The 14,385-nt window shown below is 72.2% G+C and carries 16 protein-coding genes; 7 read left to right on the top strand and 9 right to left on the bottom strand.

Annotated features, from left to right (window positions below; all coding sequences use genetic code 11):
• The first annotated feature begins 173 nt into the window (after nt 1–173).
• From MFF30_RS06045 to MFF30_RS06020, 6 genes are read left to right on the top strand one after another with little or no spacing between them, the layout of a single operon-like run.
• Complete coding sequence (locus MFF30_RS06045; RefSeq protein ID WP_238277802.1) at nt 174–917, top strand: (5-formylfuran-3-yl)methyl phosphate synthase; 744 nt, start codon at nt 174–176, stop codon at nt 915–917.
• Nucleotides 914–1,525 carry an amino acid kinase family protein gene (locus tag MFF30_RS06040; RefSeq protein ID WP_373320851.1) on the top strand — a complete coding sequence of 204 codons (612 nt, stop codon included), beginning with the start codon at nt 914–916 and terminating at the stop codon, nt 1,523–1,525. The genes MFF30_RS06045 and MFF30_RS06040 overlap by 4 nt, the downstream gene beginning before the upstream one ends.
• The gene (locus MFF30_RS06035) at nt 1,522–3,129 is read left to right on the top strand and encodes a DUF6513 domain-containing protein (protein WP_238277800.1); all 1,608 of its coding nucleotides are present in this window, start codon (nt 1,522–1,524) and stop codon (nt 3,127–3,129) included. Before MFF30_RS06040 ends, MFF30_RS06035 begins: the two co-directional genes overlap by 4 nt.
• A gap of 4 nt (nt 3,130–3,133) precedes the next feature.
• Complete coding sequence (locus MFF30_RS06030; protein ID WP_238277797.1) at nt 3,134–3,730, top strand: DUF447 domain-containing protein; 597 nt, start codon at nt 3,134–3,136, stop codon at nt 3,728–3,730.
• Nucleotides 3,731–3,760: 30 nt separating this feature from the next.
• The gene (locus MFF30_RS06025; protein WP_238277795.1) at nt 3,761–4,297 is read left to right on the top strand and encodes an SRPBCC family protein; all 537 of its coding nucleotides are present in this window, start codon (nt 3,761–3,763) and stop codon (nt 4,295–4,297) included.
• Nucleotides 4,294–5,268, top strand: a complete 975-nt coding sequence (locus tag MFF30_RS06020) for a beta-propeller fold lactonase family protein (protein WP_373320850.1) — start codon at nt 4,294–4,296, stop codon at nt 5,266–5,268. Before MFF30_RS06025 ends, MFF30_RS06020 begins: the two co-directional genes overlap by 4 nt.
• A gap of 10 nt (nt 5,269–5,278) precedes the next feature.
• Here MFF30_RS06020 and MFF30_RS06015 read toward each other — a convergent pair whose 3' ends face one another.
• Together MFF30_RS06015 and MFF30_RS06010 are read right to left on the bottom strand one after the other, a co-directional pair.
• The gene (locus MFF30_RS06015) at nt 5,279–5,479 is read right to left on the bottom strand and encodes a hypothetical protein (RefSeq protein ID WP_238277793.1); all 201 of its coding nucleotides are present in this window, start codon (nt 5,477–5,479) and stop codon (nt 5,279–5,281) included.
• A 23-nt stretch (nt 5,480–5,502) separates the two neighbouring features.
• A complete protein-coding gene (locus MFF30_RS06010; RefSeq protein ID WP_238277791.1) occupies nt 5,503–6,528 on the bottom strand; it encodes a hydantoinase/oxoprolinase family protein in 1,026 nt (341 codons plus the stop codon).
• Nucleotides 6,529–6,617: 89 nt separating this feature from the next.
• Between MFF30_RS06010 and MFF30_RS06005 the strand changes: the two genes are divergently transcribed.
• Nucleotides 6,618–7,301: a HisA/HisF-related TIM barrel protein gene (locus MFF30_RS06005; protein WP_238277789.1), complete on the top strand. Its 684-nt coding sequence runs from the start codon at nt 6,618–6,620 to the stop codon at nt 7,299–7,301.
• Between the two features lie 136 nt (nt 7,302–7,437).
• Here the strand turns inward: MFF30_RS06005 and fae are convergent, their stop codons facing one another.
• The 7 genes from fae to MFF30_RS05970 all read right to left on the bottom strand — a co-directional run bounded on the left by fae (nt 7,438) and on the right by MFF30_RS05970 (nt 14,340).
• On the bottom strand, nt 7,438–7,950 hold the full coding sequence (fae, locus tag MFF30_RS06000; protein WP_056220318.1) for a formaldehyde-activating enzyme: 513 nt from the start codon (nt 7,948–7,950) through the stop codon (nt 7,438–7,440).
• 245 nt (nt 7,951–8,195) lie between these two features.
• Nucleotides 8,196–9,026 carry a triphosphoribosyl-dephospho-CoA synthase gene (locus MFF30_RS05995; RefSeq protein ID WP_238277787.1) on the bottom strand — a complete coding sequence of 277 codons (831 nt, stop codon included), beginning with the start codon at nt 9,024–9,026 and terminating at the stop codon, nt 8,196–8,198.
• On the bottom strand, nt 9,023–9,934 hold the full coding sequence (locus MFF30_RS05990; protein ID WP_238277896.1) for an ATP-grasp domain-containing protein: 912 nt from the start codon (nt 9,932–9,934) through the stop codon (nt 9,023–9,025). The genes MFF30_RS05995 and MFF30_RS05990 overlap by 4 nt, the downstream gene beginning before the upstream one ends.
• Before the next feature lie 226 nt (nt 9,935–10,160).
• Nucleotides 10,161–11,147, bottom strand: a complete 987-nt coding sequence (gene mch / locus MFF30_RS05985; protein ID WP_238277785.1) for a methenyltetrahydromethanopterin cyclohydrolase — start codon at nt 11,145–11,147, stop codon at nt 10,161–10,163.
• On the bottom strand, nt 11,144–12,205 hold the full coding sequence (locus tag MFF30_RS05980) for an ATP-grasp domain-containing protein (RefSeq protein ID WP_306424561.1): 1,062 nt from the start codon (nt 12,203–12,205) through the stop codon (nt 11,144–11,146). The genes mch and MFF30_RS05980 overlap by 4 nt, the downstream gene beginning before the upstream one ends.
• Before the next feature lie 137 nt (nt 12,206–12,342).
• Entirely contained in the window at nt 12,343–13,236 is an 894-nt protein-coding gene (locus tag MFF30_RS05975) for an NAD(P)-dependent methylenetetrahydromethanopterin dehydrogenase (RefSeq protein ID WP_238277781.1), read from the bottom strand.
• Between the two features lie 111 nt (nt 13,237–13,347).
• Nucleotides 13,348–14,340, bottom strand: a complete 993-nt coding sequence (locus tag MFF30_RS05970) for a beta-ribofuranosylaminobenzene 5'-phosphate synthase family protein (protein ID WP_238277780.1) — start codon at nt 14,338–14,340, stop codon at nt 13,348–13,350.
• Nucleotides 14,341–14,385: the final 45 nt, after the last annotated feature.

Genomic DNA, 14,385 nt, shown 5'->3' with positions numbered 1-14,385 from the left:
CTCCGGGCGGGGGTTTCCCTTATCCCCGCCCATGCGCTAGGCCCGCGTTCAGGCCGACCGCCTCCGCCTCAGGCCGAATTTGCCCCGGCCGCGCCATCACGGGCGCGGCGCTTCCCGACCCGGGCGTCGTCGATGGTCTCCCCCGAGGCCCCGAGCAACCGAAACCCGCGCTGATGTCCCTGCCCCGCGTGTCCCCACCCGTCGATCTCCGGTCCTTCGCCGTCGATTCCACGGTCCCCCGGCTTCTCGTGAGCGTGCGGGACGCGGACGAGGCGGCCCTCGCCGCCCGCGCGGGCGCCGACCTCGTCGATGCCAAGGATCCCGATCGCGGCGCGCTGGGCGCCCTCCCCGCCGGGACTGTCCGCGCCATCGTGGCGCTCGTGGATGCGCGGACCCTAACGAGCGCCGTGGCGGGCGAGCCGGACCGGGCGGCCCTGGTTCCCGCCATCACCGCCATGGCGGCGACCGGCGTCGACCTTGTGAAGGTGGCGGTGCGCGGCGATTGGTCCGAGGATGACCTCGCCCGGGCCGCGGCCGCCGCCTCCGGCCGCTTGATCGCGGTGCTGTTCGCGGAGGACGGCGCGGCAGCCGGCCACGTGCCGCGCCTGCGCCGGGCCGGCTTCCTCGGCGCCATGATCGACACCGCCGGCAAGGACGGGCGCCGCCTCGGCGACCACCTGTCCCGGCCGGTGCTGGCTGCCTTCACCCGCGCCTGCCGCGACCACGGCCTGGTCTCGGGCCTCGCCGGCTCCCTGGCGCTCGCCGACATCGCCGAACTCGCGCCCCTCGGCCCACACTTTCTCGGCTTCCGTGGTGGCCTCTGCGCGGCCGGCGACCGTCGCCAGGGCCTCGATTCCGCCCGGGTCGCCGAGGCCGTGCGCCTGATCCGGGCCTCGGCCCGGCGGGACGCCGCATGATGCACCATCCGGTCGCCGCAACCGTGGTGAAGCTCGGCGGCAGCCTCGTCGCCGATGCGCCCCGGCTGCGGGCCTGCCTCGCGCGCCTCGCCGGGGGCGCCGAGGGCCCCTGCGTCCTCGTTCCCGGCGGCGGACCCCTCGCCGAGGCGGTGCGGACGGCCCAGGCCGCCCTCGGCTTCTCCGACGCCCTCGCCCACCGCCTCGCCCTCGACGCCATGGGCCGGATGGCCGCGATTCTGTCGGACCTCGAGCCCCGGCTCGTCCCGGCCCGTGATCCGGGGGCCATCGCGGCGCTGCTCGCAGCCGGGCAGGTCCCGGTCTGGGACCCCGTCGCCCTGAGGGACGGCCACCCCGACATCCCCGAGACCTGGGACGTCACCTCGGACAGCCTCGCCCTCTGGCTCGCCGCCGCGATCGGCGCGCCGCGTTGCTGCCTGGTGAAGTCCGCCGACCGGCCGGCGGGGACGGACTGGGCGGATCTCGCCCGGAGCGGCCTCGTCGACGCGGCCTTCCCGGCCTTCGCGGCGCGCTATGCCGGCCACATCGAGATCCTCGGTCCCGGCGCCGCTTATCCGCCCGGCCTCGATTCCGCGCGGGCCGCCGCATGAGCGCGCCCGAGCATCTGGTCTTCATCACGGGCCGCATGGCCAAGGCGCGCCTGGAGAAGGTCGCCGCCACCCTGCCGCCGGAGCGCTACGTTTGGAGCATCGCGGATGCCGGCGTGAAGGTCGCCGCCCTGATGACGGAGGAGATCATCCGGCGCCGGGTGACGATTCCGCAAGGCGCCACCCGCATCGTCCTGCCCGGGCGGTGTCGCGCCAACCCGGAGGCCCTGGCTGCGCATTTCGGCCTGCCGGTGGAGCGCGGTCCCGACGAGATCGTCGACCTGCCGTCCTATCTCGGCCTCGCCGGCCGCACGGTCGATCTCTCGCGCCACGACCTGCGCATCTTCTCCGAGATCGTCGACGCCTCGAAGATGACGCCCGACCAGATCCTGGCCAAGGGCCTCGACCTCGCCCGGCGCGGCGCGGACGTGATCGACCTCGGCGGCCTGCCGGACACCGATTTCCCACATCTCGAGGACTGCGTGCGCCTCCTGAAGGCCGCCGGGCTCAAGGTCAGCGTCGATTCCTTCTCCCTCGACGAACTGACCCGCGGCGCCCGGGCGGGGGCCGATTTTTTGCTGAGCCTCAACGAGCAGACCCTCGATCTGGCCTTCGAGACCGATGCCGTGCCGGTGCTGGTGCCGGTGCGCCCCGACGACCTGCCCTCCCTCGACCGCGCCATCGAGCGGATGGAAAAGGCGGGTCGGCCCTACATGGCCGATCCGATCCTCGAGCCGATCCATTTCGGCTTCGTGGAATCGATCACCCGCTACCACGAGACGCGCAAGCGCTGGCCCGGCATCGAGATGATGATGGGCACCGGCAACCTCACCGAGCTCACCGAGGCCGACAGCCTCGGCGTCACCGCCCTGCTGGTGGGCATGTGCTCGGAACTCGCCATCCGCAACGTGCTGATCGTCCAGGTCTCGAACCACACCCGCCGGACGGTGGAGGAGCACGACGCCGCCCGCCGGGTGATGTTCGCGGCCCGCGCCGATTCCGCCCTGCCCAAGGGCTATGGCCGCGCCCTGCTGGCCCTCCACGACAAGCGGCCCTATGTGCAGACCCCGGACGAGATCGCGGCCCAGGCGGCCGAGGTGAAGGACCCGAACTACCGCATCGCGGTGGCCGAGGACGGTATCCACCTCTTCAACCGCGACCTCCACGCGATCGGCACAGACGCGATGGCCTTCTTTTCCGACCTCCAGAGGACCGGCAACGTGGCGAGCGATGGTGCCCATGCCTTCTATCTCGGCGGCGAGTTGACCAAGGCCGAGACCGCCTGGCGCCTCGGCAAGCGCTACGTGCAGGACGAGGCTCTGGTCTGGGGCGCGGCCGCCGATGACGAGGCGGAGGACACCACCGCCTTCAAGAAGGCAGGGCACACGAAGCATTCCGGCCCCGCCGCCGCCGAGATCGCGGCCCGCGACGCGATACCGCCCGAGGCCGGCGCGGCCCCGCCCAAGACGACGGGACCGGGCGAGACCCGTGCGGCCGATGCGATTTCGGAGATCCCCGCCGAGGGGGGCGGCCGCATCGTCTGCGGCAAGTTCGTCCCCGACGAACCCGCCCCGGCGGACCGGTCCGCCTCCGCAGGGAAGGCCTGATCCCGTGCCGCTGATCCTCGAGACCGTCGTTACCACCACCGCCCGCGACGGGGCGCTGCACCTCGTGCCGTTCGGACTGATCCAGGACGGTGCGGACTGGATCCTGGCGCCGTTCCGGCCCTCCCCCACCATCCTCAACCTCGCCGACAACCCGGTCTTCGCCGCCTCCAGCCCCAGCGACGTGCGGGTGATCGCCGGCGCCGTCACCGGGCGGCGCGACTGGGCGACCCTGCCCTGCGAGCGGATCGCCGGGCGACGCCTCGCCGAGAGCTTCGGCCATGCCGAGTTCGAGGTCGCGGCGATCGAGGACGATCCCGTCCGGCCCCGCTACCGGGGACGGATGGTCCACGCGGCGGCGCACATCCCTTTCATCGGCTACAACCGGGCGCAGGCGGCGGTGCTAGAGGCGGCGATCCTCTCCACCCGCCTGCACATGCTGGAGCCCGACAAGATCCTGACCGAGATGCGCTATCACGCCATCGCGATCGCCAAGACCGCCGGGCCCGCCGAGCGCGAGGCCTGGGACTGGATCGAGGACAAGGTCGCCGCGGCCCTCGGCCGCGACGACCGCATCCTCGAAGCTTCCCCCCCAGCACCGTAGAATGTGCATTCCCGAGGAGACGAAGACCCGATGAAGTTTCTTACCCTGACGACCGTGGCGGCCTTCGCCTTGGTCTCGTTCGGCGCTCAGGCGCATGGCCCGACCCGCAAGAAGGTCGAGGAGACCGTCGAGATCAACGCGGCCCCGGACAAGGTCTGGGCCGTGATCGGCAACTTCCAGGACATGAGCTGGCTGCCCCCGGTGGAGAAGACCGACGGCAAGGGCGGCAACGAGGTCAAGGCCACCCGCACGCTGACGCTCAAGGGCGGCGCCACGGTGGACGAGGAGCTGTACAAGTACTCCGCCGAGAAGATGAGCTACTCGTACCGGATCACCAAGGTCGACGTGAAGACCCTGCCGGTGAACGACTACTCTTCCACGATCAAGGTCGAGGATGCCGGCGGCGGCAAGTCCAAGGTCGCCTGGGACGGCGCCTTCTACCGCGGCTACATGAACAACGATCCGCCGCCCGAGCTGAACGACGAGGCCTCGCAGAAGGCCGTGCGCGGCCTCTACCGCACGGGCCTCGACGCCCTGAAGGCCAAGATCGAGAAGAGCGGTTCTTGATCGCTCGCCACCTGAGAACGGGGACGGGCCGGCGTTTCGCCGGCCCTCTCCTCCTGGGGCTGACGCTGCTCTGCGTCCCGGTGTCGGCCCAAGCCGACGAAGCCCTCGTCACCGCGCAGGGCGCCAACACCCTGGCGATCGTCGACCTCGAGGCCGGCACGGTGGCCGCGCAGGTGCCGATCGATGGCGCGCCCGCCGGCATCGCCCTTTCGCCTGACCGCCTGACCGCCTTCGTCACCCGCCCCGAGGGGCCGGGCCTCGCCGTGGTCGACCTCGCCACCCGTACGGTCACCGGTACCCTGGCGCTGCCCGGTGGGCCGCTGGGCATCGCGGTCAACCCGAAATCCGGCGCGGTCTACGTGGCCGACTGGTACGGCAGCCGCATCTTCGTGGTCTCGCCCGATGGCGCGCGCCTCGACACCGAGATCCAGGTCGGCGCCTCGCCCTCCGGCATCGCCGTGACCCCCGACGGCGCCACCCTGCTGGTGGCCAACCGGGAAGGCGACTCGGTCTCGGTGGTGGACGTGGCGAGCGCGACCGAGACGCAGAAGATACCGGTCGGCCGGCATCCGTTCGGCATCACCCTGGATGCCGAGGGCACCCGCGCCTACACCGCTAACGTGACCTCGAACGACGTTTCGGTGATCGACGTGCCCGGCCGGCACGAGATCGGCCGGGTGACCACGGGGGAGCGCCCCTACGTGGTGGCTCTGGCCGGCCCGCGCGGCTTCGTCACAGACCAGTACTCGGGCACCGTGACGGTGTTCAACCTGAAGACCCTCACCAACGTCGCGGCGATCGAGGTCGGCGACCACCCGGAGGGCATCGCCGCCTCCCGCGACGGCCGCACCCTCACGGTGGCGAACTGGGGCTCGAACACCTTGAGCGTGATCGACGCGACCACGCTCAAGGTGACGAACGAGATCAAGGTTCCGGACGGCCCCCGGGCCTTCGGGGATTTCCTGCGGTAGGACGCAGGCCTCAAGCCGCCGCGGGCGGCTCCGGAGCGTCGGGCTCCTCCGGCGAGTTCAGGATATCCTCCAACTCGTCCACCAGCATGTCGATCTGGTCCTGCGTTGCCAGCACCCGTAGGGTCTGGCCGGACTCGGTGGCGATTGCCAGCTCGATGCCGCCGCCGGAGCGGGTGGCGAGGATGCGGGCGAGTTTCTGCGGCGAGCTCATGCGCGGGGCCTCTCTGTAAGATTTCAGGATGGATCTGCGGCCAAGAGCGCCACCGCGACGGCGGGGCCGCAGGTGGAGGCCCAGTCGGCCCCGTCCTCGGCGATGTGGCCCGCGAGGAGGTCCGTGAGGGCGAGGGCTGGCCGGCCGAGGCGGGCGGCCAGGCGCTCGGCCAGGAAGCGGCCGGCGCCGCACACCACCACGGGCGCGTCCTCCGGCAGGGGCCGGCGCGAGAGCACCAGGGCCGCCGCATCGTGCAGCAGCCGGAGCTGGCGCTCGGCGAAATGCGCCGCCAGGGCGTGCCACTCGGCGGCGCTGCCCTCGTCGCGGTCGCGGCCGATGATGCGGGCGAGGCGGGTCTCGCTCTCGGGGATCGACTTGCCCTTGAGGTCGACGCTGTGCTGCTGGTCCGCGCCCTCCGGCAGATCGCCGAGGATGCGGTGGATGTCGGCCGCCGTGGCGAAGGTCTCGGCCATCAGCCCCGTGCGCCGGCCCCGGAACGGGGCGTGGTCGGCGAGCGCCACGAGGTGCGAGCGCACCACGCCCGTATAGACGAGCTCCCCGGTCTCCAGGCGCTCGGCGTCGCTGTAGCCGGCCGCCACCGGTGCGCCGGTCGCGATGGGGATGAGGTCGGCCGTGGTGGAGCCGATATCGACGAGGAGCCCGTCGGCGACGTGGCGGCCGATCAGGGCGGCGGTGGCGTGCCAGTTCGCCGAGGCGATGTCGGCGGCGTGCGCCGCAGCCGCTTCGGGCGCGAGGAGGCCGGAACGGCCGCCATAGATCCGCACCCGGCCGGCGAGATTCGCCGTGGCCCAGGCGGAGATCTGCCGCACGCCGTCGGTGCGGCCGGCAAAGCAGTCGGTGAGTTCCCCCGTCATGGTGACGACGTGGTCGGCCGTCCCGCGTGCCCAGTCGGGCAGCTGCGCCAGGGTCTCGTCCAGCGCGGGAAGCCCACGCCAGAGGCGGCACGGCGCCTGGACCACGGCGGCCACGCGGCCGTCGCGGACCAGGGCCGCCTTGACATGGACCCCGCCGAGATCCCAGCCGATCACCGGCGTGTCAGGGGATGCGGCAGGGTATCCAGAGTCAGGAGATCCAGATGGCGCTGTCACGGGCGGGCCTGAACGTGGGAGGAAGCTGAATGGCGGACGAATTCGAGATCATCCCGGTGATCGACCTGCGCCACGGAGCCGTGGTGCGGGCCCGGGCCGGGGACCGCGCCTCCTATGCCCCGATCGTCACGCCCTTGGCAAAGGGATCGGCACCGGCGGACGTGGCCCGTGGGCTCCTCAGCGCCGTACCGGCCCGGATTCTCTACGTGGCCGACCTCGACGCGATCATCGACGGCGCCGCGCCCGACCGGGCGAGCCTTGACGCCATCGCGGAGGCCTGCCCCGGCACCACCCTCTGGGTCGATGCGGGATTCGCCGACGCGGCCGGGGTCGAGGCCTTCCTCGAGGCCGGGCTCGGGCGGCCTGTGATCGGCAGCGAGAGTCAGGTGGATGCCGGCCTGGTGCGCGCCCTAGGGGACCGGGCGGTGTTCTCCCTCGACACGCGGGACGGCGAGCGGCTCGGACCCGCCGCGTTGCACGAGACGCCGGCCCACTGGCCGCGCGACGTCATCGTGATGACGCTGGGGCGGATCGGCGTCGGGGCCGGGCCGGACCTCGATCGCCTGGCGGCAGTGGCGTCCTCAAGCCCGGCGACGCGCCTCTATGCGGCGGGCGGAGTGCGGGGACCGGCGGACATCGCAGACCTGCGGCGCCTGGGCGTGGCTGGCGCCCTCGTGGCCTCGGCCATCCATGACGGGGCCCTGGACGGCTGAGGGGATGCGCAAAAAAGAGGGGCGGCCCGAAGGCCGCCCCGTATCGAGTTCATCGTCCGAGGAAGATGGAAGCCAGTCGCTGGAGCAGGCCCCGCGGTGCGGGCGGAGGCGCGCTCTGCCCAGGACTGTCCCCGATCTAAGCGTTCGACGCGAAGGGGTGCGAGGCGGAGTTGCGCTGCTCGGTGACGACGGCGGCGGTGGGCTCGCCCTTGACGGCGCGCTCGATGGAGAGCTTCACGGCGTCGTAGTTGTACTTCTGGATCTTGGCGTCGTCGGCCGCTTCCCAGTGGATGAACACGCCGACCAGGATGAACAGGTCGTCGGCCTCGTCGGCGGGGATCGTGCCCTCAGCCACGCAATCCTGCACGGCCTTGGCGACACCGTGCTGGGCAGGGCCGAACATCTGGACGGCCTGACGGGCGTCGTTGATGGTGACCTTGTTGAACATCAGGGTGTTCGGCTTGCAGGGCAGGTTCGGCGCGATGACCGCGAGCAGGCTGGTGAAGCCGTGCTTGTTGTTCACGAGGCCGTTGCAGAAAGCGGCTTCGGCCGGCGAACCGCGCGGTCCGATGATGAGATCGATGTGGGCGACCTCGTTGCCATCGCCGACGAGGGCTTCGCCGACCAGAACCTTGTTGATCTTCGCCATGTGGGGTTTCTCCCAGAGTCTTGAAAAGACGTGACCGCCCCGAGCTTCAGGCGCGGCCGGCAGCTATCCTTGTTCACGGCGTCCAGTCCATCGAGGGACCGGACCGGTTAGCCCGGATCGCGGCGCGGACCCTACTCTGGGGCCTTGCCGGGAACAACCCTGCGCGGAGCGTACGGCCTGGCAATTTATTCATTGCCGGCCGGAACCTTCGTTTGAGTCCGCGGAACCAGGGCCGAAGGGGCGTTTCAGGCCCCGGCCTCGAGCAGGCGCGCGAGGAACAGGGTGGCCACCGTGAAGTCCGCGCTGGTGCCGGGGTTGAGTCGGGCCGCCTTCCAGGCCCGGTCTCGGTCTAGCAGGACGTCCACGGGCGCGGCGGCGAGGTCGAGGGCGAGCAGCGCCTCCGCCTCGGTGCGCAGGGCCTCCGCCCGCTCGGCGCCGTGCTTGCGGGCCACGTGGCTGTCCGGCACCCGGGCGAGATAGGCGAGGTAGAGGGCGGTGGTGCACCAGGGCGGCGCCAGGCCCCGTGCCCGGGCTGCCGCCAGGGCCGGCAGGCCGATAGCGAACAGGTCGGCGAATCCGGTGACGTAGGCCCGCGCGATGGCATCGCGCGGGGCGGCCTCCGCCATGGCGGCCCGGAGCGACACGGGGGCCGCCGGATCGGTGACGTCGTGGCGCTCGGCCCGGCCGAGGCCGCCCGGATTGGCCCGGCGGATCGCCGCGAAGACGTCCCGCGCATCGGCGGCATCGAAGCCGTCGAGCACCGCCGCGAGGGCGGGGCGCAGGGGCGGGCCCGCCTCGGCCGCCCGGGCGAGGGGGGCGCAGAGGAGCAGGATGCCCAGATTCGTGTTCTGGCCGACCCGCTCCATCGTCGCCTCGACCGCCCGGAGCACCCGCCGGCCGACCGGCGCCCCGGACTCTGCGAGGGGGGGGGCGGAGATCTCCGCGCTCGCCACGAAATCCGCCACCGCCATGCGGTGGCCGTCGGCGAAGGCGTGGACGTTGCCGGGCTTCAGGGCGTCGAGCTCATCGAGGCAGCTCGCCCGGTAGGCGGCGGCGATGGCCTCGGACGCGCTCATCCGAGCGCAGCGACGAGACGGGGCGGACGGGCCGACCGCACCGCGTTGAGGAAGCCGCGGGCGACGGCGAGCGCGATGTCGACCTCGGTGACCTGCTGCAGCCCGGACCAGGCCGGCATCGAGTTCACCTCGAGTACGAGGTAGCCCCCCTGCCCGTCCTCGACGAGGTCGATGCCGGAATAATCGACGCCGACCGCGGCGGCTGCCCGCTCGGCGAGTTCCGCGGCGGCGGGCGGCATCGCCCAGGCCAGGGGGCGGCCCCCGCGATGGACGTTGGTGATCCAGCCGTCACCCTCGCGGATCATGCCCGCGATGGCGCGGCCCTCGCAGACGAAGACCCGGTAGTCGCGCCAGAGGCCGTCGCTGCGGGCGATGTAGCGCTGGAGATAATAGACCCGGGACACCGCCTCCTCGTCGGGCAGGTCTTCAGGGCGCTCGATCAGCTGGAGGCCCTCGCCTTGCGAGCCGAAGAGCGGCTTCAGTACCAGGGGACGCCCGGGCCGGGCCTCCCGCGCCACGATCTCGGCGGCGGCCTCGCGCTTCGAGAGCACGTAGGTCTCCGGGGTCGGCAGGCCGGCGCGGTCGATGAGCAGGCTCGTCATCGCCTTGTCGACGGAGCGCTCGATGGCGCCGGGGGAATTCCACACCGTGGTGCCGGCGGAGACCAGGGCGTGCAGCACGCCGAGGCGCATGGTGGTCGCCTCGAAGGTGCCGCCCGCGATGGTGCGCAGGAGCACCCCGTCCGGCAGGGTCGCGAAGCCGGGCACCCGCAGGGGCTCGGGGCCCCCCGTCACCACCGCGACGTCGGCCATCGAGAACAGCAGCGGCTCGGCGCCGAGCTGTTCGAGGGCGGCCTTCAGGCGTGCCTTGTGCCAGTTGCCGTTGTCGGCCGCGAGCCCGATCCGCATGGTCTTCAGCAAACCTCGACGTGAAGTCCTTCTCCCCTCCGTGGGAGAAGGTGGCCCGCGAGCCAAGTCGGATGAGGGGAGCACCGTATCCGGAGAGGTCGTTCCCTCTCCCGCCTGCTCCGCAGGCACCCTCCCCCACCTCGAGTCGGGCCTACCCGACTTGAGCACTCGAAGGCAGACCACGGGCAAGCCTGAGGTCTGTTGGGGGAGGGGTCGAGCGCTATTCTTACCGGAACGACGCTTCCACCAGCTCCGGCATCAGTTTGCCACCGCGAAAACTCTTGCCGGTGGTGACGGAGGTGACGATGACCTCGGCCGGGCTGAAGAGGGCGCCGTCGATCTTGTAGAAGTCGCCGTTCACCCGGGAGAAGATGTCGGCGAAGGGTGCGCCGTGGTCGGCAGAGTTCGATGAGGGCACCTGCTCGGCGAGCTGCTGCGCGTCGGCGTCGTCGGCCTCGACGAAGAGCTGCACACGCCCGCCGTAGATGATGGCGTCGTTGGTGCGGCCCATGGCCTGGATGAAGTCCGGGTGCTGCGGCGAGAGCGGGGCGGAGCCGATGCCGTCGACGATTCTGTGGAGGTCGAAGCCGACGGTATGGGCCTTGTGCAAGGCGACCTCGAGGACGCGGGCGACGACCTGGGTGGAGCCGGCGAGGCTCTGGGTCGGGGCGTAGATGAAGGTCAGCTGCTCGGGCGCCAGGCCCGTGGCCTCGGCCACCTTGGCGATGACGGAGGCCGGCGGGCCGCCGGCCGCCTCCAGCACCAGGGCGGTCTGGGTCGCGGAATCCCTGTAGCCGAGCTCGCCGTAGAGGTCCTCCACCACCGCGACGGCGCGGCCGGGGCCGGAGCCGAGGGCGAAGAAGCCGGAATCCCCGGTCTCGTCGGCCAGCGACCAGCCGGCATACTGGCTGCCGAGGCAGGCGATGACCGGATCGGCGGCATGCACGATCACCGAGTAGGGCCAGGACGCGATCGGGCCGGAGGGCGCGATCGAGACGGTGCCGAGACCGCCGAGGCAGATCTCGGCGATGCGGCGTCCGGCCTCGATGGAGCCGCGCACGTTGGCGCCGGCATCAACCATGCGGGCGCCGTTCTCGGTGGTCACGGACAGGCGCAGGGCCGCGGCATCGGCGACCAGCCGCTCCACCAGGGGCGCGGTCAGGGCGTTGACGCTCGGGAACGGGAATTTCGCGCCGCTCGGGCTGGTGGTCATGGGTGTCCCTCCGTCAGGGCGAGCAGGGTCCGCAGTTCGGCGGCCCGGCTTCGCAACATCGCTCTCGTGGCGGCCGAGTCCGGCCCTGTGGCGAACAGGGTGCACAGCGGCGCGTGGCGCGCCACCGTGGTGCCGGGTCTTGGGCGGTCGCGCACGAAATCCGGCCAGGAGATCGGCGGCATCGGCGCGTAGCCGCTGGCCGCGTAGCAGATTTCAGCGGCCGCCGCATCCACCGGTGCGGGTTCCGGATCGGGCAGGCGGCCCAGGCTCGCGGCGATATGCTGGGTGATGAGGGGCGTCGGGCGCCGGTCGAGGACGTCGAGGGTGGCGCCCGGGCGCGGGTTGATCTCGGTGAGCCACCAATCCGGCCCGTTCACGAGGCAGTCCGCGCTGGCGAGCCCGGTCAGGCCCGTGGCCGCCGCGATGCGCCCGACCCCGGTCGCGATCGCCTCCGACAGCCCTGGTGCGAGGACCGGCGGCTCGTGGCGGGCCCGTTCCAGGGCGCCGGCATAGCGGAAGGGCCGCATGGGGGACGGGGCGCTCCATTGCTCGGTGACGCCCACGACCCGGATCGCGGCGCCGTCGGATAGAAACGACAGCGACACGGCCCGGCCCGGCACCCGGGCCTGGAAATAGGCTCCCTTCGGCGCAGGGCCGCCGGGCGCGGCGCGGATATGCGCGCCGCCCGACCCCCCGGCCTGCTTCAGGAGCCAGGCGGCCCGATCGGATACGGGCTCGCGGGTGACGGCGGGGTGCGGCACGCCATGCTGCCGGCAGAGGGACGCGAAGGCGAAGGGGTCCTTGAGCCGCGCCACGCAATCCGGGCCGGCACCGAGGACGCGGTAGCGCTCCGCGATGGCCCGCATCAGGTCGGGGGCGGCCTCGAAGCCGCTGCCGAGGACGAGGCCGATCGGCGGCGCGGCGCACAGGCCCGCGAGGGCGTCGAGATGGCGCAGGATCGCCTCGCCCCCGAGCAGTCCGGCGCCGAACCGGCCCTCCGCCTGGCGATAACCTTCCGCCAGGGTGCGGGTGTCGGCATCCCCGAAGAGGTCGAGCACGAGGGGCACCAAGCCCGCCCGGCGCGCGCCTTGCGCCAGGGCGCGCCCGGACTGGGCGGCGATGAGGAGGGTTGCGGCTGTTCCGGTCGATGTGCGCGCCGCGATCGCTCGTCGAGCGTCCGGGGAGGAGCCCGGCGTCAGCCCGCCACCTCGACCGCCAGCGTGTAGGCATCGCGAAAATCGAGGCAGAGCGGCTCGTCGGCGTCCAGCATGCGACGGAACAGGCGGGATTCCGTCTGGTACTTCACGTTGCCCACCGCCAGCGCGCCGATGCCGATGCCCCGGCCGGTGGGCAGGGGCACGTCGACGGCGTTGACGTCGATGCCCGCGATGCCGGCGGGCGGCACGGCGTTGACGTCGGAGGCCACGAGGAGCTTCGGGGCGCTCTCCAGATCCTCCGCCGTGAGGATCGGGATCCCGGCGGGGCCGGCCGACAGGATGACGTCGGCCTCGGCAATTGCGGCGCGGCGGGCGGCGGGGGTAGTGCCGTCCACCGCCTCGACCTCCACGCCGAAGCGCCAGCGCATGGTGTTGGCGATCTTGCTCACCCGCTCCTCGCCGTCATGGCCCACGATCACCGCCTTGGCGCCGTTCAGCGCGCCGATCACGGCGGCCACGTAGGCAACCACGCCGGCGCCCCCGAAGATGACGATGCGCTTGCCCGCGAGGCCGGTGTCGAACTTGGTGCGCAGCGCGCGCGTCACCTCGGCGACCATGGCCGCCCCCGTGGTGAAGGAGCCGGCCGGATCGGCGAAGATGTGGTTGGCGAAGGGCGGCACCAGGGCCTTCTTGGCCCGGTCCATCATGTCGAGGGCGTCCTCGGCGTTCTTGCCGCCGATGAAGATCCCGGTGCGCACGCCGTCCTGTGGGCTGCGCGAGAAGATCGAATCCTGGACGAGCGTCGTCACGTCGGCGAGCGTCGCGTTCGCGTAGGTGGCGATGGTCTCGAAGCCCGCATCCACGGCCATGTTCACGTCGAACGGGCTCATGTGCTTCAGGGGCGTGATCATGTGCAGGATCGAGCGGGCCATCGTCGGTCTCCCTTCATGCTGTGACGCGGCCCGATCGTGCGCCGAGGCGTCGAATTGTCAAAACCGATCCGAAGGCGGCGGTTCGAGGATCGTTCCCTACAGGTCCGCGTCTTAAAGCGCCGTGACCGAGGCGCCGGTGTTGCGGCCCCGCGCGATGAGGAACCTGAGCGGGCCGGGCCGTTCCAGGCTCGCGACGAGGGCGCGGGCTTGCGCCTCCGAGGGCACCAGGGCGAAGCCGGTCGGCCCCCAGGAACTCTGGCCGTAGCCGGCAATGCCCTGCGCGGCGACGGCGGCGAGGGCCTCGGCCACGGCGGGGCTGGCGAAGCGTCCGCCCTGGTGGGGGGCGAAGTGGTCGCCGATCAGTTGCTGGATGCGGGTGATGCCGGCGCCGAACCCCTCCGGCTCGGCGGTGACCACGGCGGGCAGCACCTGCATCAGCACGATACGGCAGATCTCGGCCGCTTGCGGCTCCGGAAAGCGCGGCAGATCGCGGAAGGCCGCGACCTCGCGGGTGCCGTGGACGCCGGTCATGCCGGTGTCGAGGATCAGCACCACACGCCAATCCTCCGGGTAGGCCAGACGGGCGATCACCGGCGGCGGGTTGCCCTCGGGATCGCGTCCGCCATCGACGATCAGGCCACCCTGCGTGAAGGCCGCCAGCCCGACGCCCGAGCGATTGCCCCGGTCGAGGGCGTTGGCGAAGTCCTCCGGCGCGAAGGGCCGCCCGGCGAGACCCGCCAGGGCCGCCGCCACGCTCAGCGCCAGCTGCGTGCCTGAGCCGAAGCCCGCATGGGCCGGAATCTCCGATTCGATGGTGAGGGCGGCGTGGCCCGCGATGCCGAGATGCCCGGCGGCGGCGAGCGCATAGGCGGCGGCGCGGCGCGCCTCGGGCCCGGTCACGTCGAGGCGCTCGGCCGGCCGGGCGGTCAGGGTCACGGCGGGCGCGTCGAGGGCGAGGCCGATGCTGCCGAAGCGTCGGCCGAGGCCGCCATGCAGGTCGAGGAAGCCGAAATGCAGGCGGGCGGGCGCGTGGACGCGGAGGCCGGCGGGGGCGGCGGTCTCGCCCGGACCCCCCGGGATCCGCAGCACGTCGATCCCTTCCATCGTGACAGGTCCTCGTTCGACGCGCTCGTTCCACGCGGCCTCGCG

Source organism: Methylobacterium goesingense (genome assembly GCF_022179225.1).
GTDB classification, from domain to species: domain Bacteria; phylum Pseudomonadota; class Alphaproteobacteria; order Rhizobiales; family Beijerinckiaceae; genus Methylobacterium; species Methylobacterium goesingense.
This window is presented reverse-complemented; position numbering and strand designations above follow the sequence as displayed.